Raw genomic sequence first — 22,681 nt, forward strand, 5'->3', positions numbered from 1 at the left:
CCTCCGAACCACCCCCACCCCCCGTGCCAGCCGCCCCTGCGACGCCACCCGGTCCGGGACGCGCCACGGGCAGCCCCGACCGCTCGCGACCGTCGGTGCTGCGCAACCACAACTACCGCCTCTTCCTCGCGGCACAGGTCTTCGGTGGCACCGGGACGTGGATGCTGCGCCTCTCCCAGGACTGGCTGGTCCTCGAGCTCACCGGCAGCCCGGCGGCCGTCGGGATCATCGTCGCGCTCCAGTTCGTCCCCCTCCTCGCCCTCGGGCCCCTCGGCGGCGTCGTCGCCGACCGGCACGACAAGCGGAGGCTCGTCATGGGCGCGCAGAGCTGCGCCGCGCTCCTCGCAGCCACCCTGGCGACCCTCACCATCACGGGGCTCGTGAGCGTGCCCCTCCTCTACCTCTTCGCCGTCCTGTCCGGTCTCGTCGCCGTCGTCGACCAGCCCGCGCGCCAGGTCCTCGTCAGCGAGCTCGTCGGAGACGCCCAGCTCCGTTCCGCCATCAGCACCAACAACGCCCTGACGCAGCTCAGCGGGATGATCGGGCCCGCGCTGGCCGGGATCCTCATCCACCAGGTCGGCGAGGGCTGGGCGTTCGCGGCGAACGCCGCGCTGTGCGGCACCGTCGTCGCCCTCGTCGCCTCGATGCGACCCGGCGAGATGCAGCCGGGACCGACGGCGAGCCGGGCTCGCGGCCAGCTCAAGGAGGGATTCCGGTACATCCTCGACCGCCCCCGCCTCCTGTGGGTCGTCCTGCTCGCCGGGATCATGGGCGCGTTCGGCATGAACGGCCCGGTCGTCCTCGCCGCGTTCGCCGACTTCGAGTGGGAGACGGGCTCGGGCGGTTTCGGCCTGTACAACTCCGTCGGCGCCGTCGGCGGTCTCCTGGGTGCCGTGGCGGCGTCGAGGATCAAGAACCTGCGTGTGCAGACCGTCGTGCTCGGCGCCGCGATCTTCGGCGCCGTCGAGATCCTCGCAGCCCTCGCTCCGACGCACTGGGCTTTCCTCGTCCTGCTGGCGTGCGTCGGCGCCGCGACCCTCTTCTTCCTCACGTGCGCAGCGACGTACACGCAGGTCACCGCGGAGCCGGCCGTCCGCGGCCGCGTCATGGCGGTCTATATGCCGCTCCTGCTCGGCGGCCACGCCGCGGGCGGGCTCCTCCAGGGATGGTTCACCGAGCACCTCGGTGTCCGCCAGGGCCTCGTCATCACCGGGAGCCTCGCGCTCGCCGCCACCGCCTGCGTCGCGCTCGCCCTCGCCCGCTCCGGCCGGAAGGCCCGTCCCGCCTCCTGACGGGCGTCCGCACAGGTCCGGCCGGACCTCACGGCTCACCCCGCTCGCCCTCCCGAGGACCGACTTAGGCTAGTTTGCTAACATACTGGAGGTCACGAGCCGGCGCCGTACCGGGACGAGAGGGGCACCTGTGTCGATCACCCGGCTCCGTGGGTCGCCCGTAGGACGCCCGGTCCCCCTCGCGTCCCTGACGGCCGAGGTCGAGCACGCCCTCGCCGCGATCGAGCACGGCCGCGGCGGCTACATCTGGACGGCCCCGCCCGGTGCGGGCAAGAGCACGCTCCTCGACCTCGTCCTCGAGAGCGCCGCACCCCCCGGACCGTCGCACGTCGTCGTCCACCTCCAGCCCGCTGGCGGCGGCGCCGGCGCCGTCACCGAGCACCTCGTCGCGCAGCTCGCCCGGATCACCGACGTCCCCGTGCCCCCGCACCTCGCCGTCGCGCTCGCCCGGCCATCGACGGGCGAGCGACCGGACGCCGCGTGCGCCGCCCTCGCCGAGTACACCCACACGGTCCTCCCCGGCGTGACGGTCGTGCTCGTCGTCGACGACCTCGACCTCCTCGACCCGGCGAGCCGGAGCCTCCTGCTCTACCTCGTCACCCACCACCAGATCTCCGTCGTGCTCCTGGCCACGGCTACCCGGGCGACGTGGGCGGTGCACCTGCCGTATCCCCTCAGCCTCCGCAAGATCCCACCCCTGATGCCGGAGGAGGTGCTGCACCTCCTCCGTGCGCGGCAGTGCCCCGCCACCGCCCCGCGCGTCGCTGCCGCCCTCGCCCGCCAGCTCTCCGGCACCACCGCGTGCATCCTCCAGACGGCCGCCGAGCTGTCGGCCGCACAGCTCGCCGGCACGTCCCTGCTCCCCAACCCTCTCCCGCCTGTCCCGGCGCTCGAGGCCGTGCACGGAGCGACGCTCGACCAGCTCGACGCCGACGACCACCGGACCCTGCTCGTCGCGGCGGTGTCCGTCGTCGACCGGGCCGACCTGCTCCTCGCTGCGGCCGGACGCACCCTCGACGAGGTCCTCGGTGGCCCCGTCGCCACGCTCCTCCACCTCGCCGGCGGGCGGTTCACCGTCGTCGACCCGAGCCTGCGAGCGCTCGTCCACGGTCGCGCGAGCGTCGCCGAGCGCACGGCCGTCCACCTGGCCCTGGCGGCTGCCCACCGCGCTGCCGGCCTCGGGGACACGGCCACGTGGCACACAGCCCTCGGTTCTCTCGCGGGCGACCCGGAGATCGCGCCGTCCCTCGTCGCTGTCGCCGAGGGCCTGCTCGGCGCGGGCGACGTGGTCCACGCGCACGAGGTCGCGCGCGAGGCGGCGAGCCAGTCGACCGGGGACGAGCGCTCGCAGGCTCAGGCCCAGCTCGTCGCGGGCGTCGCCGCCCTGCGGTCGGGTCACGTCGTCGACGCCGAGGGGTGGCTCCAGCAGGTCATGCGCTCCCCCGAGCGGGCGCTCGCCGGCCGGGCGCTCGCTCCGTACGTCACGGCCGTCACGCTCCACACCGGTCGGGTCCCGGACGACGACGTCGTCCAGCACCTCGACCGCGCCCTCGAGGCGGAGGACGACCCGCACCGTGCCGCGGTCGTCGAGGCCCTCGGTACGACAGCGCGACTCCACGCCGAGCGGGGGCACGTCGACACCGCTGCGGAGTACCTGCGTGCGGCCGAAGAGGCCCTCGCCGCGCTCGAGCGCGAGGGCACCGGCAGCACCGACCGCCTCGGGACGGCCGAGACCGCGCGTCTCGGGGAGATCGTGCGTCTCGACGCCGCCTGGTGCGCGCTCTTCGAGGTCGACCGGCCCCGCTCGTGCGCCGAGCGCACCGGCGGCCAGGGTGCGCCAGTCGCGGACGTCGCCGACCGCGCGCGCGCCACGCGGCTCGGCCCGGCACACGTCTCGGCGGACGCGCACCCGGACCTCCAGAGCTCCGCACGCGCCCTCCGCGCGCTCCAGCACGTGCTCGCCGGTGACGTGGAGGCGGCGCAGAGCTCGCTCGCGAGCGCCGTCGTCACGCACGCACCGGTGCACGACGACGGTGCCTGGCGGTCGGCTCCGGGCACAGCCGTGTCCCCTCTCGCAGAAGCTCTCCTGAGGGCCGCGCGGGTCGTCGTCGAGCTCGCGTCCGCCGACCTGGGCTCGGCGTCGGAGGAGCTCGCACGCGCGTCGTTCCACGTCCCGGTCGACCTGCCGCTCGCGGGCATCGCCGTCGCGGCGGCGCGCCGGCTGGACGTCTTCCGGCTCGGCACCGAGAGCGAGGTCTCGCTGGCGCTCGCCGCGGCGACCCCCGCGCCGCCCTGCACCGCCGTGCGCCGTGAGGAGCTCGTGGACACCGTCCTGCTCGCGGAGCGCGCGGGCGAACGGTGCGAGGCGACCGCCGAGCTCGAGCAGCTCGCCGGTGCCGGGCCCGCACCGTGGGACGCGCTGCTCCCGGGCTTGCCCGACGGCGACGGGCAGGCCGACCCCGGCGGGCCGTCGCCCTGCCTCACGGCGGCCTCCTTCCAGCGGGCACGCCACCAGCTCGCCGCCGCGCGGGTCGCGCTGCGCTCCGGCACCGCTCCCGCCGCTCACGAGCAGCTCGTGGCGGCGGCGGAGCTCTTCGGGGCGTGCGGCGCGGAGGCCTGGCGCGACGCGGCGCAGCGCGAGAGCGAGGTCGCCGCGGCTCCGGTGCCGCTCCCCGTCGGGCTCCGCGCTGCGCTGTCGTCACCGGCACAGTCGTCACCGGCACAGTCGTCACCGGCACCGACGGTGCCCGCGCCGTCGTCACTGGACCGTCGCGCCGGGCGCGCGGAGCGCGCCCCGGGCGCACCGCCGCCCCGCTGGGACCGGGCGCTCACCCGGCGCGAGCTCGACGTGGCGCTGCTCGTGGTCCAGGGCGCGTCCAACCGCGACGTGGCGAGCACGCTCCACGTGTCGGTCCGGACGGTCGAGGTCCACCTCGGCCGGGTGTTCCGCAAGCTCGGCGCCCGGTCACGGGTCGAGCTGACGGTGCTCGCGCACCGCGGCGCCGGTCACGTGATCGCACGCTCCTCCTGAGTACGGGTTTCCCCGTACGTCCTGACCCCAGGTCGGACGAAACTGTGGAAACACCTCATACCGCCGGTCCCGGCATCTCCGTACGGTGAGGGACGTCCCTCGACCCGATGAGAGAGCGAGTGCACCGATGAGAAGCATCCGAGCCGCGGCACTGACCGCCGCGCTCGCACTCCTGGCTGCGATCCCCGCAGTCGGAGTGACGAGCGCCCAGGCCACCAGCATCGAGGCAGCGCTGCCCCGTGCCGAAGCCTCCTGTTCAGCCCCGGCATGGTCAGCGACGACCATCTACACGAACGGAGACGTCCTCTCCCACGCCGGCCACACGTGGAAGGCGAAGTGGTGGACGCTCGGCGAGACGCCCGGCACCACCGGCGAGTGGGGAGTCTGGGTGGACCAGGGCGCGTGCACCGGTCCCGTGACCCCGCCACCCACGGACCCACCGACCGACCCGCCCACAGACCCGACGGACCCCACCGACCCGACGGACCCGACCGACCCCGGCACCTCAGCCGACCGGGTGGTCGGCTACTTCACCAACTGGGGCGTCTACGGACGCAACTACCAGGTGAAGAACATCGAGACCTCGGGCTCGGCCGACGAGCTGACCCACATCCTCTACGCGTTCGGCAACGTCCAGAACGGCCAGTGCACGATCGGCGACTCGTACGCCGACTACGACAAGGCCTTCACCGCCGAGCAGAGCGTCGACGGCGTCGCCGACACCTGGGACCAGCCGCTGCGCGGGAACTTCAACCAGCTCCGCAAGCTCAAGGAGATGCACCCCGACCTCAAGATCATCTGGTCCTTCGGTGGCTGGACGTGGTCGGGCGGCTTCGGACAGGCCACAGCGAACCCGGCGGCCTTCGCCGAGTCCTGCCACAACCTCGTCGAGGACCCGCGCTGGGCTGACGTGTTCGACGGCATCGACATCGACTGGGAGTACCCCAACGCGTGCGGCGCCACCTGTGACACGAGCGGACGCAGCTCCTTCCCGACCCTCATGGGCGCGCTGCGCGCCGAGTTCGGGCAGGACGCCCTCGTCACCGCGGCGATCACGGCCGACGGCACGAGCGGCGGGAAGATCGACGCAGCCGACTACGGCGGCGCCGCGCAGTACGTCGACTGGTACATGCCGATGACGTACGACTTCTTCGGGGCCTTCGCCCCGACCGGGCCCACGGCACCGCACTCGGCCCTCACGTCCTACCCCGGCATCCCCACGCAGGGTTTCGACGCGACGACGACGATGACCAAGCTGAAGTCCCTCGGCATCCCGTCGGACAAGTTGCTCCTCGGCCTCGGCTTCTACGGCCGCGGGTGGACGGGCGTCACCCAGGCGACCCCGGGCGGCACCGCGACGGGTGCAGCGCCCGGCACCTACGAGGCCGGCATCGAGGACTACAAGGTCCTCAAGACGCGCTGCCCGGCCACCGGCACGGTGGGCGGTACGGCGTACGCGTTCTGCAACGGTCAGTGGTGGAGCTACGACACCCCCGCGACCATCGCCGGGAAGATGGCGTTCGTCGACCAGCAGGACCTCGGTGGGGCGTTCTTCTGGGAGCTCTCGGGCGACACGACGAACGGTGAGCTCATCAAGGCGATCGGCAACGGCCTGAGCTGACCCGACGACCCGTCCCGGCCGGTGCCTCGTCGGCACCGGCCGGGCACCCGACTCGTGAGGGCGTGGACCCGGTCCGACGACAGCGTTCCCCCGCGACCGTCGACCGGTGGACACGCCCTCACGGCGCGTCACGGGCGTCCGTCCCAGAGGTCGAACCTCATCGCCCGCGCACCCGCAGCCCGCCGGCTCGGCTGCTCAGCTGCTCGACGAGGCGCGGGCGCACCTACAGCGTGATCTCCGGGAAGGTCGTGTGCGGCACAGGGGCCATCGGGTCGATGAGCCAGTCGCTGCGCAGGTCTTCCCACAGCTCGACGGGGACGGGGGTCCGCCCTCGTTCGAGCGCCGCCACCACCTGGTCCGCGCCGCGGGCCCCGACGACCGTCGACACGACGGCCGGGTGCGCGCGGACGAACGCCAGCGCCACGGCGGGCAGCTCGACACCGTGCCGCTCGCAGAGGTCGGCGATCCGTGTCGCCTTGTCGAGGACCTCCGGCGGGGCCGGCGCGTAGTCGTAGTGGGCGTCGGCGCCCGGTCGCGGGCTGGCGAGCAGGCCGGAGTTGAAGACCGCGGCCGCGACGACGCCCACCCCGTTCTCGAGCGCCGCAGGCATGAGGTCGGCGAGCGCACCCTGCTCGAGGAGTGTGTACCGGCCGGCGCACATGACGAGGTCGACGTCCGTCTCGCGGACGAAGCGCGCGAGCATCTCCGACTGGTTCATGCCGACTCCGACGGCGCGCACCACCCCTTGGTCCCGCAGCTCGACGAGAGCCGGGACGGCCTCGGTCGACGCCTGCTCCCAGTGGTCGTCCGGGTCGTGGACGTAGACGACGTCGAGGCGGTCGACGCCCAGCCGGTCGAGGCTCTCCTCGATGGAGCGCAGCACTCCGTCGCGCGAGAAGTCCCACTCGCGGCGCAGGTCCGCGGGGACCGCGAAGTCCTCGTCCTGACGCCCGGCGAGCTCCGGGGCGGGCACGAGGAGGCGGCCGACCTTCGTCGAGAGGACGTAGTCGTCACGGGGACGGCCGGACAGGGCCGCTCCGAGCCGGCGCTCGGCGAGACCGAGGCCGTAGTGCGGGGCCGTGTCGAAGTACCGGATCCCGCCGTCCCACGCAGCGTCGACCGTTCCTCGGGCTGCCTCGTCCGTCGTCTCCTCGTAGAGGTTGCCCAGCGGTGCCGTCCCCAGACCTACGGGGCTCATCGTGACGCTCATCTGCCGATAATCGCAGGCCGCACGCACCGCCGCACGCCAGAGGCCGGTACGGGTTCTGACGTACGGCGCAGCCGGCGAGCGTCGAGATGATGTGGAAACACCTCATATCCGTCCGCTCCAGGCCCACCTAGCGTGAGGAGCATCTCCTTCCGCACCGACCAGAGACGAGATCTCGATGAAGACGTTCCGTGCAGCGTTCCTCGCCGGAGTGCTCGGCGCCACCCTCGTGGTGCCCGTCGCCGGCGCCCCCGACGCCCAGGCCCACGGGTGGGTGACCTCGCCCCCGAGCCGGCAGGACACGTGCGCGACCGGCGCCGCGCCGTTCGACTGCGGGACGGTGAAGTACGAGCCGCAGAGCGTCGAGGCGCCCAAGGGCTCGATGCAGTGCAGCGGCGGCAACCCGGCGTTCGCGATCCTCGACGACGCGAGCAAGCCCTGGCCCGTGACGTCGGTCGGCCCGACGCTCACCGTGCAGTGGAAGCTCACGGCGGCGCACAGCACGAGCCTGTGGGAGTACTTCGTGGACGGCCGCTCGTACCGGACCTTCGACCAGGGTGGCGCCCAGCCGTCGAGCACCATCTCCCACACCCTGACGAACCTGCCCGCCGGGCGCCACACGATCCTCGCCCGGTGGAACGTCTCGAACACGACCAACGCCTTCTACAGCTGCATCGACGTCCTCGTCGGGGAGCCGACCGAGCCGGGCACACCGGACCCCACGCCGTCGCCGACCGACCCGCCCACCACGCCGCCGACGACCCCGCCGACGTCTCCCCCGACGACGCCCCCGAGCGGACAGTGCGCGGCGACGCCGTGGTCGGCCGGTGCCGTCTACGTCAACGGCGACGTCGTCTCCGCGGAGGGTCGCTCGTGGCGGGCGAAGTGGTGGACCACGGGCGAGCGCCCGGGGACCACGGGCACGTGGGGAGTGTGGGCCGATCTCGGTCCCTGCACGACCTGACGCGCCGGTGTCGGACGCACGTGGTTGGCTCGGTCCCATGGACGACCACGTGGCTCCCCTGGCGTTCGACCCCCACTTCCTCGGCGTTCCCGCACCGCTGCCCGGCCCGCGTGCCGGGCAGCGTGTGCGCCTGCTGACCTACACGCACTTCTCGGTGCTGCTCGACCTCGACCGCCGCCTCGCGGCGGCGACGGGCGTCACCATCCTCGGCTCGGCGCTGCGCGACGTCGCGCGCAGGGACGACTGGCACCTCGACGCGCGTGTCTCCCCTGACGAGCAGTGCGGGCCGGAGCTCTACGCGCGCAACGACCTCGACCGCGGCCACCTCGTCCGGCGTCGGGACCCCGTCTGGGGAGACGATGCGACGGCACGACGCGCGAACGCCGACACGTTCGCGTACCCCAACGCGGCGCCGCAGGCGGCGCAGTTCAACCAGTCCGCCGAGCTGTGGGCGGGTCTCGAGGACTACGTCCTGGAGCATGCGCGCGCCTACGACCAGCGGCTGGTGGTCTTCACCGGACCGGTCCTCGCGCCCGACGACCCGGTGTACCGCGGCGTGCAGATCCCGCAGCTGTTCTGGAAGGTCGCCGCGTGGAACGACCCTGCGGGACACGACGGCTCGGGTGGGCTCGCGACGACGGGCTACGTCCTCGACCAGCGACCGGACCTCGACGCCATCGACCTGCGTGCCGCGACCGAGCAGGCGCTCGCGGCGGACGCACCCCCGCCGCTCGGGCCGTTCCGCACCTTCCAGGTGCCCGTGGGCGACGTCGCCGCGTTGACCGGGCTCGACCTCGGGCCTCTGGTGGACGCGGACCGGCTGATCATGCTCGCACCGCAGCGCCCGGCACCACCCGGCGTCGACTCGTGGGTCCGGCTGGAGACCGTCGCCGACCTCCGGTGGTGAGCGCGTCCCTCCTTCCCCGGTTCCTCCTCAGCGCGCGATCGGGAACGCGACGTCCGCGACCGCGTCGTGCGGACCTGCGGCCATGACGTCGGTGAAGTACACCTCGCGGGGCGGGCCGACGATCGACTCGCCCGTCTCCTGCACCCACGTCTCGACGGCCGCGTACGCGGCGAGGATCTCCGGGTAGGAGAGCTGGGCCCTGGTGATGGTCGTGTACACCTCGCGGTGAGCGGGCTCGACGCGGCTGGAGAGGTCGACCCGCGCAGCCACCTCGGGGTCGAGCGGCGTGCACGCCTCGACGGGTCCGTCGGCCGTGTCGCTCACCTCGCCGTGGAACGCGACGAAGGACGGGAGGTCGGCGGGCGAGCCGGCGGAGGCGAGCGCGCCGTGCTGACGACCGAGCGCGGCACCGATCCAGTCGGGCAGCCTGTCCACGAAGACGTGGCTCCGCTCGGTGAGCACGAGCTGCTCGGCGATCTCCCGGGTCATGATCTCGAACATGGGGTCGGTCCTCTTCTCGGTGCACGCAGGAGACGACCGGTCCGCCGCGCGGACGCACCCGTGCCCGCTCGCGTCGTGCGTGCGAGCGGGCACGGGTGCTGCTCGAGCAGCTCCCGCCGTCGCCGGATGCCGTCGTCCGGCTCCTTCATGCTGGGCCGAGCCCAGAGCCGGGTCAAGCATCCGGCGACGACGAGTGTCAGCGGACGGTCACCGTGACCGGGCGGGTGGTGGTCACCCCCGCGGCGTTGACCAGCTCGGCCCGGTAGACGTAGGTCCCGGCCGGGCGCCCGGTGATCGCGGTGGTCACCGACTGTGCCGCCGGTGTCGCCGCGGTGAGGGACTGCGTGTCGACGAGCTCGTCGCCCTCGTAGAGGCGGTACCCGGTGGCGTTCGTGCCCCACCAGAGATTCGTCGTGAGCGTGTAGTCGCCGTCGCGGTCCCAGTTGTCGTGCGAGAGCACGGCCGTGCCGGGCGCGGCGTCCGTGACGACGACCGTGTGCTCGCCGCACGCCGTCGTACCGTGCGCGTTGGTGAGCTCGCACGTGTACACGTACGTGCCGTTCACGCGCCCGGTGAGGTCGATCGACGCGGACTGTGCGGCGGGCGACGTGTCCGCGAGCGCGACCGTGCGCAGGGCGCGACCGTTCTCGAGGAGCGTCCAGCTCGTCGCGTTCTGGCCCCACCACAGGTTCATGGTGACGGTGTAGTCGCCGTCCCGGAGGCCGGTGTCGTGGCCGTTGTCGTCGCTGAGGACGCCCCGGGCGGGGGGCCCGGTAGCGACGCTGGGTGCGCCGACGTAGCTGATCGACGGGGCCGGGGGTGTGGTCATGCCGTCGCCGAGGAAGAAGCTCGTGTGCGGCGGCTGGTTGTAGGAGATGTTCTGCCACGTGACGCCGAGGCGGTAGACCGGGTCGTGCATGAGGGTGCGGATGCGGTGCTCGGTGACGTCGGTCGTCGTGAAGATCCGCAGCGCGGAGGAGTCGTCCGTGCGGTAGACGAGCTCCTCGCGCCAGTCGCCGAAGAGGTCCGCCTGGATGGCAGGGTTCCCCTTCGTGTCGTTGTTCGTCCGCGTGCCGGTGAAGCGTTCGATCTCGACGGACTTCCCGGCCTCCCAGTCCCACTTGCTCACGGTCGGCACACCCACGCGGGTGGTTGCGTCGAAGTCGTGGTCGGTGACCTCCCGGAGGAGGTCGCCGTCCCACCAGGTGAGGAAGTTCGCGGCGGGGATGGTCGTGCCGATCTCCTCGCCGGCGGCGGTCCGCAGGGACCCGACCGGCGAGTTCCACGCGTAGTCGCCACCGATGGCCCAGGCTTCGGCACCCGGGTGCGTCGGGTCGATGTCGGCAGCAGCACCGCGTCCGGTGTCGCGGTCTCCGGGGATGTCCCAGATGATCTCGCCCGTCGCGGCGTCACGCATCGTCGCCGCGCGGCCACCGGACTCACCGATGCTCTCGTGGACGGCGAAGACCTCGAGGCCCGGACGGTCCGGGAGGTGGTCGGAGAGGTGCATGGCGTCGCCGTGCCCGAGCTCGGTCGAGTAGAGGCCGGTCCCGTCGTCGTCGACCGTCATGGAGCCGAAGACGATCTCGTCCTTCTGGTCCCCGTCCACGTCGGCGACGGACAGGTTGTGGTTGCCCTGGTGGGCCCACTCGTCGCCGGCGACGTCGGAGTCGAAGACCCACCGCTGGGCGAGGTTCGTCCCGTCGAAGTCGTAGGCGGCGAGCACGGTGCGCGTGTAGTAGCCGCGGCTGAAGACGGCGCTCGGCTGCTCGCCGTCGAGGTATGCGACCCCGGCGAGGAAGCGGTCGACCCGGTTGCCGTAGGTGTCGCCCCACGCCCCGACGTCGCCGCGCGGCGGTGTGTAGTCGATCGTGTCGATCGCCGCACCGGTGAGGCCGTCGAAGACGGTGAGGAACTCCGGCCCGGTGAGGACGTAGCCGCCGGAGTTCCGGTAGTCGGCACCGGCGTCGCCGATGACGGTCCCTGCACCGTCGACGGTCCCGTCGGCGGTCTTGACCATGACCTCGGCCTTCCCGTCGCCGTCGAAGTCCTGGGCGAGCACCTGCGTGTAGTGGGCGCCGGCACGGATGTTCGGACCCATGCCGATGCGCCACAGCTGTGTGCCGTCGAGCTCGTACGCGTCGAGGTAGACGAGGCCGGTGTAGCCGCCCTGGGAGTTGTCCTTGGAGATGGACGGGGACCACATGACGACGTACTCGTAGGCGCCGTCGCCGTCGAGGTCGGCTACCGACGTGTCGCCGGCGTAGTACGTGTACGGCTGGCCGTCCTTCGTGTACGCGTCGGCCGGCTTGGTCAGCGGGATGTCGATCGAGCCCTGCGACCAGACGCCGAAGTCGGCGGTAGCGCCGGTCTCGACGCCGCGGAGCACGGGGACGACCCGGTAGACGGACGCCGCGGACCCGGAGGTGTCGACGTAGTTGGTGCTGCCGCCGATCGGGCGCGGCGTGATCTTCTTCCCGTCCCGGTAGACGTTGAAGGCGATGTTCTCGGGGTCGAGGCCGAGCATGCGCCACCCGAGGTAGACGCCGTCGTCGGTGGTCACCGCGACCGGCGAGCGGTCGAGGTACTCCATCTGGCGGGTGAGGACGGTGTCCGCGGTGGTGGTCAGGCGCTCGGACCGCAGCGACTCACCGCCGGCGTTGACGGAGGCGACCTCGTAGAAGTACGGCACGGTCGTGAGCACGGACGTGTCCGTGAAGGCGGCTGTCTCGGTGGTGCCGACGAACACAGACTCCCCGTCAGGCGTCTCGGAGCGGTAGACCGCGTAGAACAGAGCGCGGTCCTGGGCGTCCCAGGTGAACGTGACGTCGTTCTTGTTGACGACGCCGAGGGTGAGCCCGGTGGGCACCCCGGCCTTCGCGATCATCGGGTCGATGGTCGTCACCGGGAGCGGGTTCGAGCTCACGGACTCGAGACCTGTCGGGTCCACCGCCGTGACGGTGTAGGTGTAGCTCTGTCCGACGACGGCACCGGTGTCGGTGATCGTCGTCCCCGCCTGCTCGGCGACGAGGACCGGGTCCGGTGCCGTCGCGGTGCTGCGGTACACGCGGTACGTGCTCGCCGCGCCGACGGCCTCCCAGGAGAGGTCGACGGCGACGTCGGTGCCGGTGATGCGCAGGTCGTCGAGCGCGAGGCCCGTCGGTGCGAGGAGCATCGGGGTGATCTCGATGCCGTTGAGCCGGGTGCTGCTCCCGGTGGTCACGAGGTTGATCTGGCCGTCCGTGACGAGGACGGGCGAGGACATCTTCTCGGAGACCGACGCGCGGCCGGCGTTGGAGGCCCCGTAGTCCTTGCCCTCGATGGTGACGTTGGAGCGGCTGGAGCCGATCCAGTCGCCGTTGTACGTCTTGACGGCGTAGGTGCCGTTGGGGACGTCGACGACGAACTCGTGGGTGGGGCTCGGGAGGAGGAAGTCCCGCTGGAGGTCGTTCGGCGGCGGGGTGTAGGAGGTGCCGCGGTCGCGGCCCCCGATGCCGGTCGGGTCGAGGAAGCCGTAGCCGATCTCGGGTGTGTAGACGGAGGTCTCGTTGATCTCCGTGTACCCGGGCATGACCGGGTTGCCCTGGAGCTGCACGTCGAACTTGTACAGCGCGGCGGACGTCGTCACGCGCGCCGCGGCGGACGGGGCGGAGTCGCCTCGACCGTTGACGGCCACGACGCGGACGTCGTACGACGTTCCTTCGGCGAGGCCGGCGAGCGCGGACTGGGCGAGGGTCGACGTGCCGACGAGGACGTAGGCCTCGTCACCGGCGGTGGCGTCCTTGCGGAACACCTTGTAGATGTCGGCGCCCTCGACGGCGGTCCAGCGCAGGAGCGCGCCGGCGTTCGACACGTCTCCGACGAGAAGTCCGGTCGGGGCGACGGGCACGGCGTCGGGCACCGTGACCTCCTCGACGAGGTCGGCGAGGGGGATGTCGATCTCCTTCACCGCTCCGGCCACGAGGCGGGCGAGCTGGATGGCGCCGTACTCCTGGAAGTGGGTGTCGTCCACGGTGCCGTTGGGTCGGCCCGGGTAGACGCCGGCGGGGACGTGGAGGAAGACGGACTTCGCTGCCTCGACACCGATCGAGTCGAGGTACTCGCGCGACAGGGTGGAGAGGTCGACGAGCGGGACGCCCTCCTCGGCGGCGAGCGCCGTGGCTGCGGCCACGTACTCGGGGAAGGAGACGTTGAACGCCCCCGTCGTCGCGTTCACGCTGAGGCGCGAGACCGGGGTGACGACGATCGGGGTGGCGCCGCGCTGGATCGCGCCGTCGACGAACGTGCGCAGGTAGTTCGCGTAGTCGGCGGGGCCCGCGTAGCGGTCGTCGACGCCGTAGGAGTTGTCGTTGTGGCCGAACTGCACGAAGAGGTAGTCGCCGGGCTTGACCTGGCGCAGCACCTCGTCGAGACGGCCCTGGCTGATGAAGTTCTTCGTCGAGCGACCGCCGATGGCGTGGTTCTTCACGGTGACGCCGTCGGTGAGGAAGCGGTCGAGCATCTGGCCCCACCCGGCCTGCGGCGCATAGTCGGCGGTGTAGGTCTGGACGGTGGAGTCACCGGTGACGAAGGCGGTCGGCACGGTCGAGGCGGTGCGGTCGGCCTGGCGGGTGATGACGAGGGACGCGAGCCGCGGCGCGGAGCCGGCGACCTCGATGTTCAGCTGGCCGTCGACGAGGGCGACGTCGAAGCTCATCTCGAGGAACTGCCCGGCCGTCTTCGCGGTCGTCTGCACCTTCGCCATGGTCTCGACGGTCAGGGCGATCTCGCTCGCCTCGGTCGCGTCGCCGGCGACGAGCGAGACGGTGTAGTCACCGTTGGGCAGGTCGACGACGAGCTCGGTGTCGCCGACGGCGACGTGGTCCTGGTGGACGGCGTCGGCACCCGTGGACGTCCCGCGGTCGGCGGACGTCACGACGCTCGGGTCGACGAAGCCGAAGCGGCTCTCCGTCGTGTAGGCGGCGCTCTCGTCGACCTGCGTGTAGCCGTCGGCGACAGGGCTGGTCGCGGTGCCGAAGTCGTAGCGGACGACACCTCCGGGCAGCTCGGCCGGGGTCTGGACCGGGCTCGCTGTCGGCACGGAGTGCGGGGACCGGCCCGCCGCGGTGGTGGCGGTGACGCGGTAGAAGTGGACGCTGTCCGCGTCCGTCCCGGCGAGCGGGTCGACGGCCGTGAAGATGCGCTCGGTGGTCCGGGCGATCTCCGTGTACTCGCCGTCCGGCGTCTCGGAGCGAGACAGGACGTAGCCTGTGGCCCCCGCGACCTGGTCCCAGCGGACGGTGATCGCGTCGGCCGTGACGTGCGCGGTGCGGACCCAGGCGGGCGCCGCGAGCGCGGGGTCGAGCGGGTCGGCCGGGTCCGTCGGCGGCGCGGTCGGGTCTGTGGTCGGCTCGGCTGTCGGGTCGACCGTGGGCTCCGGGTCGGGCTCGTCGGCGACGGGCGTGAGGACGATGGCGTTGACGTATCCGTTGTTCGTCACGCCGACGGTGAGCTGGCCGTCCGCGACGGTCGTGCGCCACGTCTGGCTGAGGACCTCGCGCTGCGCGCTGACCTGACCGGCGGCGACGCCCTCGAGCGTGATGTCGCTGCGGACCCGGCTCGTGCCGGGCAGCTCGTCGCCCGTGTAGACGGTGACGTCGTAGGTCGCGTCGGGGACGTCGGCGCGGAACTCCCAGCCGGTGCCGGCCACGAAGTCGTTCTTCAGCGCGTCCACCGGGACGGCGCCGTCGGCGGCGGGGACCCGGTGGCGCGAGATGAGCGTGACGCCCTCGTTCGGGACGACCCCGTAGCCGAGCTCGGCCGTGTAGGCGAGGGTGTCGTGCACCGCGCTGGCACCCTCGGCCACCGGGCTCGTCGCCGTCCCGAAGTCGAAGGTGCGTGCGACCGGCTCGCCGGCGGTGGCGATGGGTGCGGTGGTGATCGGCGCGGTGTCGAGCGCGCTCGCGCTGGCTGCGGGCGCGACGACGGCGAAGGAGACGACGGCGGTGGACAGGGCGGCGAACGTCGCGACCGCGCGGCGACCGCGAGCGCGAGAGTGATGGACGCGGGTGGGGTCAAGGTGGTGCCGGTCGGGGTGCAGCGGCTCGTTGCTCATGGTGCGATCCATGGATTCCTCCAGCTCGGGGACCTGCAGATACCACTTCCGTGCCCGGAGCGTCGGTGCGCCGGGGACGGGGCAAGCACTGCGTGGACGCTTGCGTGAATCGATTCAAGCCGCCGGGCTGCTCGTCACTGAGCGAACCGGGAAGAGAACCGTGCGGGCGACACGCGGACGGGGAAGCGCTTCCCCGCGTGAGTCACGACCCTGACAGACCCGGCAGAAGGTGTCAACCGTTCACCGCAGGCGTCGCAGGCGACCGGGGACCTCACCCCATCGACGGCCGATGACGTCCCCGGGTACGGTCCACGGCATGGCTATCGGGGGGGACCCGGACACGATCCGGGACAAGGCGCGCGTCATCCGCACATGGGCGCTCGACGTCCAGACCACGCGGGACTCTGTCGCCGCCGGCTCGGGGGTCCAGTGGGTCAGTACCGCCGCGGACCGCTACCGCGAGCGGCTCGCCGAGCACTCCCTCTCGATCGGTGACGCGCGCGACGAGATGATCGACGCGGCCGAAGCGCTCGAGGCCCTGGCCCAAGCACTCGAAGCCCGCCAGGAGCTCATCCGTCGGGCGATGAACGCCGTCACCGACGCGGTCGACGGCGCGCGGTCGACGCTGGGACGACTGTGGGGCTGGGCGCGTGACGAGCTCACCGACGCGGAAAACGCCGCCCGGGATGCTGCGCAGGAGCTCGTGGACAGCATGCGCTCCCTCCCGCCGATCGGGGACCCGGAGTGGATCGACCTCGGCAAGGACTTCCTCAGCGACGTCAAGGAGAAGGTCACGTGACAGACACGATCGCGTTCGAGGAGCAGGACGGGGTCCTGCGTCGAGCGCTCACCGAGCCGCAGTGGCGCGCCGTGCTCGCTACGTCGGGTGACCTCGACACCGTCGCCTGGGCGGAGCCAGACGAGCTCGCGGACCCGGACGAGGTCAAGAGCCTCGCCGACGTCCCCGTCGACACGGCTCTGAGCGAGGCGGTTCGCATGCGCGGGTCGGCAGTGCTCGAGGTCGAGGTAGCAGCCGTCTCAGGCGATCGCGGCGTCCTGGCCACCGTGTGGACCGACGGCCGGGTCGCGTCGTCGCTCGTCCGTGGCCTCGACGTGACGCCCGTCGACGGCGAGTCTTCGACGAACCTGCGTGCGGGCGTCGAGGTGAGCGCATTCCCGCTGTCCCGCCTCCTCGACGAGGTCCTGCGGCTCGTCCCGCCCGCGCCGGTGACGGTCGACGCACCCGCAGCCGTGGTGCCCGAGGAGCTGACCATCGCTCTCGCCCGCGGGCTGCGGACGGCAGACCGCGCGCTCGTCCAGGCGATCTGCCGCGACCTGTTGATCCCCGGTCCTCCGGCCGTCGTCGAGGCAGCCGTCGCGACGATGGACGGGAGCCTGGTCATCAGCTCGCGCAGCGCCGGGCGCGAGGGGACGAGCGTCCTGTCGCTGGTGCGCTGCGCCGCGGGCTGGGTCGAGCTCGCACGCGGGCGTGACGGCATGGTGGCCCACACCCCGCGCACGCCCGAGGACATCGGCCGGATACTGCTCATCGACCTCTCGGGACGCCTCGACACGGTCCTCCGCGCGACAGGAGACGCAGCATGACGATCGACGTCAGCGGAGGCGCCGGAGGCGTCGGGGCGACGTACGCGGATCTGCTCGCGCAGGCGGGGGTCCTCGACAGGGCAGGTGACGACGTCCGGACGTGGTCGGACGACGTCGCGAAGCTCCTCGTGGACCCCGACATCCTCGACGCGCTCGTCCTGTGCCCAGCAGAGGTCGCGACCGTCGAGCTCGCCCTGGCCTCGGCGGCTACAGGGCCGAACGGGCTCCTTCCGGTGAGCGTCGTCCTCGAGGGCTCGGCACTCGTCCTCCAGGGCACCGTCCTGTCGTACGAGGTCATCGAGACGACCCAGCAGGCCGTGTACCAGGGACTGCACGCCGCCGGTGGCTTCGCGGTCGGCCTCGCACTGCCCGGCCTCCTCCTGAGTGCAGGCGCCGGTGCGGGGTTGCTGGCCCTCATGAACCCCAGGCTGGCACTGGCGCTCGGCACGCTCGGCTATGCCAACCGCGAGGCGATCGGCGACGCGATCGGTGACACGGCGATGCAGAGTCTCTTCGAGAACCCGTGGCTCATGGAGCACGCAACGGCGAGCACGCCGTGGTTCGTCCAGGGGATGGCCACTGGTCTCCTCGGACCCGTCCTGCCGTTCGTGCTCTCCGGTGGGCAGTGGCCGACCGCGGACTACGAGCACGCCGTCGGTGGCCTCGTCGCAGGCGGTCAGCTCTTCGGTGCGTTCCGTGACGAAGGCAGCTTCACGGTGGTGCCTGTCGAAGGGGCTGACGCGGGGATGCACGCACCGAGCTCGGTCATGTCGATCTTCGAGCAGCAGAAGGACGTCGCAGGACACGACGGACAGGTTCAGATCTCGACGGTGACACACCCTGACGGGAGCGTCTCGCACGTCGTGCAGGTCCCCGGGACACAGGACTGGGCCGCGACCCGTACGGACAACCCGGTGGACCTCACGACGAACGTCAACCTCATGAGCGCGCAGGACACGGTCATGCGCGAGCAGATCGCGCAGGCGATGCGCGACGCGGGGATCGCACCTGGCGAGCCGGTGATGCTCACGGGCCACAGCCAGGGCGGCATCGCCTGCGCGGCCATGGCGTCCGACCCCGCGTTCCGCGAGGAGTTCAACGTGACGAGCATCGTCACCGGCGGCTCGCCGATCGCCCGGTTCGACATCCCCGACGACGTCTCGGTGCTCGCGATCGAGCACGACCAGGACCCGGTCCCCATGCTCGAAGGCCGGGAGAACCCCGACTCCGCCAACTGGGTGACCGTGGGACGCGACGTGACGCAGGACGTCCACACGGTGACGGAAGCCGGCGACGCGCTCAATCCTGGCGAGGCGCACAACACCGTGCACTACGCCGCGACCGGTGGCCAGATCGACACCTCGAGCGACCCCAGCGTCGTCGCATGGCGCGAGCAGAACCAGGACTTCTTCGCCGGTGAAGGCGTCACCGCCGACGTGCGTCGTTACGAGATCCAGGCCGTCTCGTGAGGCGCGCGCCGCACCGCACGCTCCACCGGGTGCTCGCCGGGCTGACCGCCGCCGCGGCGGCCTGGACGCTCGCGTCGTGCAACCCGGACGACCTCCAGGACGACGCACCCGAAGGACCGGTGAACGACGCCGACCTGCTCGCCCTCATCCAGGAGATCGACCACGTCTCGCAGGCGTCCGTGGAGTACGTGCCGTACACGTTCGAGAACGGCGACTACTACGACGCCTTCGTCACCGTCGACGACGAGGTGCAGAGCGAAGCCGACGCGTTCTGCGTCATGGACCAGGTCTACGCCATCCTCTGGATGGGGCGCTCCACGCTCATCGAGGTCGAGGTGCTGCGCGGACCTGACCCGCAGGACGAACACTTCTCGCAGCGAGACCTCGGCCCGGACGACGGATGGTGGTCCGAGGCCGCCCTTGCCGAGCGCTACGGCCCGCGCCCTGAGCCCGGCTCGGACCCCACCCCTGCTCCGGCTCCGGCGTGCGGATGACCCATCGGTGGTGCCTGCGCCGGCTCCGGGCGTGCGGTGAGCGATCATCTGGCGTGCGCCGCAACGCCCCGAGGCGCCGTTCCCCCGGGTGTGGTCGCTACGACACCACGTTCGACCAGTTCGAGGACCTCACCGAACGGCGCGTCGAGGTCTGCTACGCCGTCAGCTAGACCCACCTCACCACCGACACGACGCCGCACCTGCGCTACGCCGGGTCGTCGCCCAGCTGCGTGAGCCGGGACTCTTCGAGGTCGAGCATGTACTGCGCGCGCTCGAGGACCCGGGAGCTGTACTCGCCGCTCGCACGGGCATCGAGCAGGGCGGCCCGCTCGGCCTGCAGGACGAGGAGCCGCAGGGCACGGTGCTGGGCGTGCGGGCGGGCGCCCTCCCTGTCCGAGCGCTCGGCGACGGCCTCGCTGAGCATGAGGCTCTCCTCGCGGACCCGCTCGATGACCTCCGGTGAGAACGGAACGCCGTCGGATCGCTGGAGCGTCGGGTTGTCGAGGGTGGCCATGCCGGTCGCGGCGATCGTCTCGTAGAGCCCGGCGAGCTCGGCACGGTCTGCGGCGGCGTCCGTGCCGGTGATCTTCAGCGCACGGATGAGGATCGGCAGCGTGCCGCCCTGGACGAGGAGCGTGACGATCGCGACCGTGAACGCGATGAGGACGAGCTGCGGTCGGTACGGGATGTCGCTCGGGAGCGACTGGGCGGCGGCGAGCGTCACGACTCCGCGCATCCCCGACCACGCGAGGACAGCGCCACCACGCCAGCCGAGGCCCTCCGCGGTGAGGAACCGGACGTCTGCGCGTCGGCGCGTGAGGAATCGCCGGGCCTTGAGACGCCGCGCTGCCTGCTCTCCGTCGAGGTCCACGGCTGGGTCGGCAGCCTCGCCCTCGATGCGGTCGAGGCGTTCGAGCGCGCCGTCGAGACGGCTCACACGCCCGACCGCGCGTCGCTGGTCACGGCGCAGGACCGCGATGAGCGGCACGACGAACGCGACCCGGACGAGGACGAGCACACCGGTGACGAGGAGGCCGAGCAGGACGGCCCGCCCCACCCCGAGGTCGTCGTCCTGCACCTGGTCGACGAGCGCCTTGAGCTCGATGCCCATGAGGAGGAAGACGCCGTTCTCGAGGATGAACTGGATGGTGCGCCAGTTGATCCGCTCGGTGAGCCGGTCCTGCGCGCTGAAGTGGCTCGCGCTGCGGTGCCCGGTGACGAGGCCGGCGACGACGACCGCGAGGACGCCCGACGCCTCGATCTCCTCGGCCGGGAAGTACGCGACGAACGGCACGGCGAAGGAGATCGCGGTGTTGAGCACCGGGTCGTCGAGCCGGGACCGCACCCGCACGGTCACGTGCCCGACGACGAGGCCGACGACGATCGCGGCCACGACCGCGTAGACGAAGTCCCCGGCGATCTCGGCGAACGTCACCGCGCCCGCGGTCGCGGCGACGGCGGAGCGCAGGAGCACGAGCGCGGTGGCGTCGTTGACGAGGCCCTCTCCCTCGAGCACCGTGACGAGTCGCGGTGGCAGGCCGAGGCGTTTGCCGATCGAGGTCGCGGCGACGGCGTCCGGCGGACTGATGACCGCTCCGAGCGCGATGGCCGCCGGGATGCTGAGGTCGGGCAGGAGGAGGTGGAGGACGGCTCCGCTGACGAGCGCGGAGACGATGACGAGGAGCACGGACAGGCCGGTGATGGCCTTGAGGTTGCGTTGGAAGTCGACGAGCGGGACGTTGACGGCGGCCGAGTAGAGGATGGGCGGCAGGACCACCGCGAGGATGAGCTCCGGCGGGAACTCGAAGTCCGGCACCCCGGGGACGTAGCTGGCGACGATCCCCACGACGACGAGCACGAGCGGGGCCGCGATGCCGAGCCGGGTGGCGAACGCGGCCACGGCCACGACGGTGACGATGCCGACGACCCCCAGCAGCGCGTACTCCATGACGCAACACTAGGCCGGGCGGGCGCACCGGACCTGTGAGCGACTCAGGTGCGCGCTGCGAGCGCCGGTGTCAGTCGAGGTCGAGTGCTGCGAGCACCCGCTGCACGCTCGAGGTCAGGCCCCACCGCGTGGCGAGCTCGTCGAGCGCCTCGGGGTCGGCCGGGGCGGTGGGCAGGGCGTCGTGCACGTCGCCGACGGGGGCGTCCGGTGCGACCCGCACGACGGCGGGTGCGACCTCGAGGTAGTCCGCGGCCTCGACGAGCCGCTTGCGCTGGCCCGCGGTCATCCCCGGGTCGCCGGAGTCGCATGCGGCGAGGATGCCGGCGAGGTCGCCGTAGCGGGCAACGAGCGTCGCGGCGGTCTTCTCGCCGATCCCGGGGACGCCGGGGAGCCCGTCGCTCGCGTCGCCGCGCAGCACCGACATGTCTGCGTACGCCTGGCCCGACGCGACCGCGTACTTCTCCGCGAGGCGCGCCTCGTCGACGACCTCGAGGTTCTTGATGCCACGCTGCGTGTAGAGGACCCGCACCTGGGCGTCGTCGTCGACGAGCTGGAACATGTCGCGGTCGCCGGTGATGACGTCGATGGGCGAGCGGTCCCTTGCCGGCCGTTCCCGCTCCTGGGCGACGAGGGTGCCGATGACGTCGTCGGCCTCGTAACCCGGTGCGCCGACGCGGGCGATGCCGAGCGCTGCGAGGACATCGACGATGACGGGGATCTGCGGCGCGAGCAGGTCGGGAACCTCTTCGGCCTCCTCGCCGTCCGGGAGGACCTCGGCGACACGGTGCGCCTTGTACGTGGGGATGGCCTCGACGCGGAACGCGGGACGCCAGTCGTCGTCCCAGCACGCGACGAGGCGCGACGGCCGGTGGTCGGTGACGAGCCGGGCGATCATGTCGAGGAGCCCGCGCACGGCGTTCACCGGGGTGGCGTCGGGTGCCTTGACGGAGTCGGGGACGCCGTAGAACGCACGGAAGTACAGCGAGGCGGTGTCGAGCAGGAGGAGCGGGCGGCGTTCCGTCATGGCGTCACCGTACGGCTGCGGAGCCGAGGCCGTCGAGCACCCTGAGGGCGATGTCGGCCTCCCGGGGGTCGATGTCGCGGGCGAGCGTGGCGAGGACGGCGTCGGCGCGGTCGAGGAGGGCGCGCCCGGCAGGGGTGAGCACCACCTCCTTGTCACGGCGCGAGCCGGGGGAGGCGTGGGCGGCGAGATGACCGTCCTGGACCGCCGCCTCCACCTGGCGGCTGATGCTGCTCTTGTTGAGCCCGAGCGCGGCGGAGATCCCCTGCTGGTTCGTGGCGCCGGGCGCCCCGGTCGCGCAGAGCAGCGCGTAGCGGGGCGAGGAGATGCCGACCTCGGCCTGGAGCCGGGACTCCATGGCGCGCTCGAGCGCGGCGACGGCGCGGCGTGCGCCGAGCCAGAGGTCGACGAGCTGGTCGCCGCCCGAGCACTCCGGCTCGGGGGTGGGGGCGGTGCGGTCGTCGGCGGGATCGTCGGCACGGTCGTCGGTCATAGGTCCAGTGTTGACCCTCGACCGTCCCGTGTGC

At 72.2% G+C, this 22,681-nt stretch carries 15 protein-coding genes; 9 read left to right on the forward strand and 6 right to left on the reverse strand.

Going from position 1 to position 22,681, the window contains the following annotated elements:
• The 3 genes from ABKW26_RS15425 to ABKW26_RS15435 all read left to right on the forward strand — a co-directional run.
• On the forward strand, positions 1-1,292 hold a 1,292-nt coding region (locus tag ABKW26_RS15425), incomplete at its 5' end, for an MFS transporter (protein WP_348594746.1).
• A 130-nt stretch (positions 1,293-1,422) separates the two neighbouring features.
• Positions 1,423-4,323, forward strand: a complete 2,901-nt coding sequence (locus ABKW26_RS15430; protein ID WP_348594747.1) for a LuxR C-terminal-related transcriptional regulator — start codon at positions 1,423-1,425, stop codon at positions 4,321-4,323.
• A gap of 127 nt (positions 4,324-4,450) precedes the next feature.
• On the forward strand, positions 4,451-5,944 hold the full coding sequence (locus ABKW26_RS15435; RefSeq protein ID WP_348594749.1) for a glycosyl hydrolase family 18 protein: 1,494 nt from the start codon (positions 4,451-4,453) through the stop codon (positions 5,942-5,944).
• Positions 5,945-6,167: 223 nt separating this feature from the next.
• Here ABKW26_RS15435 and ABKW26_RS15440 read toward each other — a convergent pair whose 3' ends face one another.
• Positions 6,168-7,154 (reverse strand): aldo/keto reductase, encoded by a 987-nt coding sequence (locus tag ABKW26_RS15440; RefSeq protein WP_348594750.1) that lies wholly within the window; start codon positions 7,152-7,154, stop codon positions 6,168-6,170.
• A 175-nt stretch (positions 7,155-7,329) separates the two neighbouring features.
• Between ABKW26_RS15440 and ABKW26_RS15445 the strand changes: the two genes are divergently transcribed.
• Together ABKW26_RS15445 and ABKW26_RS15450 are read left to right on the forward strand one after the other, a co-directional pair.
• The gene (locus ABKW26_RS15445; protein WP_348594751.1) at positions 7,330-8,115 is read left to right on the forward strand and encodes a lytic polysaccharide monooxygenase; all 786 of its coding nucleotides are present in this window, start codon (positions 7,330-7,332) and stop codon (positions 8,113-8,115) included.
• 37 nt (positions 8,116-8,152) lie between these two features.
• Complete coding sequence (locus ABKW26_RS15450; protein WP_348594753.1) at positions 8,153-9,022, forward strand: DNA/RNA non-specific endonuclease; 870 nt, start codon at positions 8,153-8,155, stop codon at positions 9,020-9,022.
• A 27-nt stretch (positions 9,023-9,049) separates the two neighbouring features.
• Here ABKW26_RS15450 and ABKW26_RS15455 read toward each other — a convergent pair whose 3' ends face one another.
• Positions 9,050-9,523: a GyrI-like domain-containing protein gene (locus ABKW26_RS15455; RefSeq protein ID WP_348594755.1), complete on the reverse strand. Its 474-nt coding sequence runs from the start codon at positions 9,521-9,523 to the stop codon at positions 9,050-9,052.
• A 196-nt stretch (positions 9,524-9,719) separates the two neighbouring features.
• Complete coding sequence (locus tag ABKW26_RS15460; protein ID WP_348594757.1) at positions 9,720-15,617, reverse strand: SGNH/GDSL hydrolase family protein; 5,898 nt, start codon at positions 15,615-15,617, stop codon at positions 9,720-9,722.
• A gap of 316 nt (positions 15,618-15,933) precedes the next feature.
• Between ABKW26_RS15460 and ABKW26_RS15465 the strand changes: the two genes are divergently transcribed.
• Genes ABKW26_RS15465 through ABKW26_RS15480 form a run of 4 tightly spaced genes read left to right on the forward strand, consistent with a single transcriptional unit; the run spans position 15,934 to position 19,185 of the window.
• Entirely contained in the window at positions 15,934-16,416 is a 483-nt protein-coding gene (locus ABKW26_RS15465) for a hypothetical protein (RefSeq protein ID WP_348594758.1), read from the forward strand.
• A complete protein-coding gene (locus ABKW26_RS15470; RefSeq protein ID WP_348594759.1) occupies positions 16,413-17,222 on the forward strand; it encodes a hypothetical protein in 810 nt (269 codons plus the stop codon). The genes ABKW26_RS15465 and ABKW26_RS15470 overlap by 4 nt, the downstream gene beginning before the upstream one ends.
• Complete coding sequence (locus ABKW26_RS15475; protein WP_348594760.1) at positions 17,219-18,691, forward strand: hypothetical protein; 1,473 nt, start codon at positions 17,219-17,221, stop codon at positions 18,689-18,691. The genes ABKW26_RS15470 and ABKW26_RS15475 overlap by 4 nt, the downstream gene beginning before the upstream one ends.
• The gene (locus ABKW26_RS15480) at positions 18,688-19,185 is read left to right on the forward strand and encodes a hypothetical protein (protein ID WP_348594761.1); all 498 of its coding nucleotides are present in this window, start codon (positions 18,688-18,690) and stop codon (positions 19,183-19,185) included. The genes ABKW26_RS15475 and ABKW26_RS15480 overlap by 4 nt, the downstream gene beginning before the upstream one ends.
• Positions 19,186-19,390: 205 nt before the next feature.
• On the opposite strand, the gene ABKW26_RS15485 is transcribed toward ABKW26_RS15480, so the two are convergent.
• From ABKW26_RS15485 to ABKW26_RS15495, 3 genes are all read right to left on the reverse strand, one after another.
• The gene (locus ABKW26_RS15485; protein ID WP_348594762.1) at positions 19,391-21,133 is read right to left on the reverse strand and encodes a sodium:proton antiporter; all 1,743 of its coding nucleotides are present in this window, start codon (positions 21,131-21,133) and stop codon (positions 19,391-19,393) included.
• A 70-nt stretch (positions 21,134-21,203) separates the two neighbouring features.
• The gene (locus ABKW26_RS15490; protein ID WP_348594764.1) at positions 21,204-22,157 is read right to left on the reverse strand and encodes a 5'-3' exonuclease; all 954 of its coding nucleotides are present in this window, start codon (positions 22,155-22,157) and stop codon (positions 21,204-21,206) included.
• Between the two features lie 4 nt (positions 22,158-22,161).
• Entirely contained in the window at positions 22,162-22,647 is a 486-nt protein-coding gene (locus ABKW26_RS15495) for a MarR family winged helix-turn-helix transcriptional regulator (RefSeq protein ID WP_348594766.1), read from the reverse strand.
• Positions 22,648-22,681 lie beyond the last annotated feature (34 nt).

Source organism: Sanguibacter sp. 25GB23B1 (assembly GCF_040012415.1).
GTDB lineage: Bacteria > Actinomycetota > Actinomycetes > Actinomycetales > Cellulomonadaceae > Sanguibacter.

Coding starts and splice junctions, on each gene's coding strand:
- ABKW26_RS15435 (WP_348594749.1), top strand. CDS start 4,451: ATGAGAAGCATCCGAGCCGCGGCACTGACCGCCGCGCTCGCACTCCTG.
- ABKW26_RS15440 (WP_348594750.1), bottom strand. CDS start 7,154: ATGAGCGTCACGATGAGCCCCGTAGGTCTGGGGACGGCACCGCTGGGC.
- ABKW26_RS15445 (WP_348594751.1), top strand. CDS start 7,330: ATGAAGACGTTCCGTGCAGCGTTCCTCGCCGGAGTGCTCGGCGCCACC.
- ABKW26_RS15450 (WP_348594753.1), top strand. CDS start 8,153: ATGGACGACCACGTGGCTCCCCTGGCGTTCGACCCCCACTTCCTCGGC.
- ABKW26_RS15455 (WP_348594755.1), bottom strand. CDS start 9,523: ATGTTCGAGATCATGACCCGGGAGATCGCCGAGCAGCTCGTGCTCACC.
- ABKW26_RS15460 (WP_348594757.1), bottom strand. CDS start 15,617: ATGAGCAACGAGCCGCTGCACCCCGACCGGCACCACCTTGACCCCACC.
- ABKW26_RS15465 (WP_348594758.1), top strand. CDS start 15,934: ATGGCTATCGGGGGGGACCCGGACACGATCCGGGACAAGGCGCGCGTC.
- ABKW26_RS15475 (WP_348594760.1), top strand. CDS start 17,219: ATGACGATCGACGTCAGCGGAGGCGCCGGAGGCGTCGGGGCGACGTAC.
- ABKW26_RS15485 (WP_348594762.1), bottom strand. CDS start 21,133: ATGGAGTACGCGCTGCTGGGGGTCGTCGGCATCGTCACCGTCGTGGCC.
- ABKW26_RS15490 (WP_348594764.1), bottom strand. CDS start 22,157: ATGACGGAACGCCGCCCGCTCCTCCTGCTCGACACCGCCTCGCTGTAC.
- ABKW26_RS15495 (WP_348594766.1), bottom strand. CDS start 22,647: ATGACCGACGACCGTGCCGACGATCCCGCCGACGACCGCACCGCCCCC.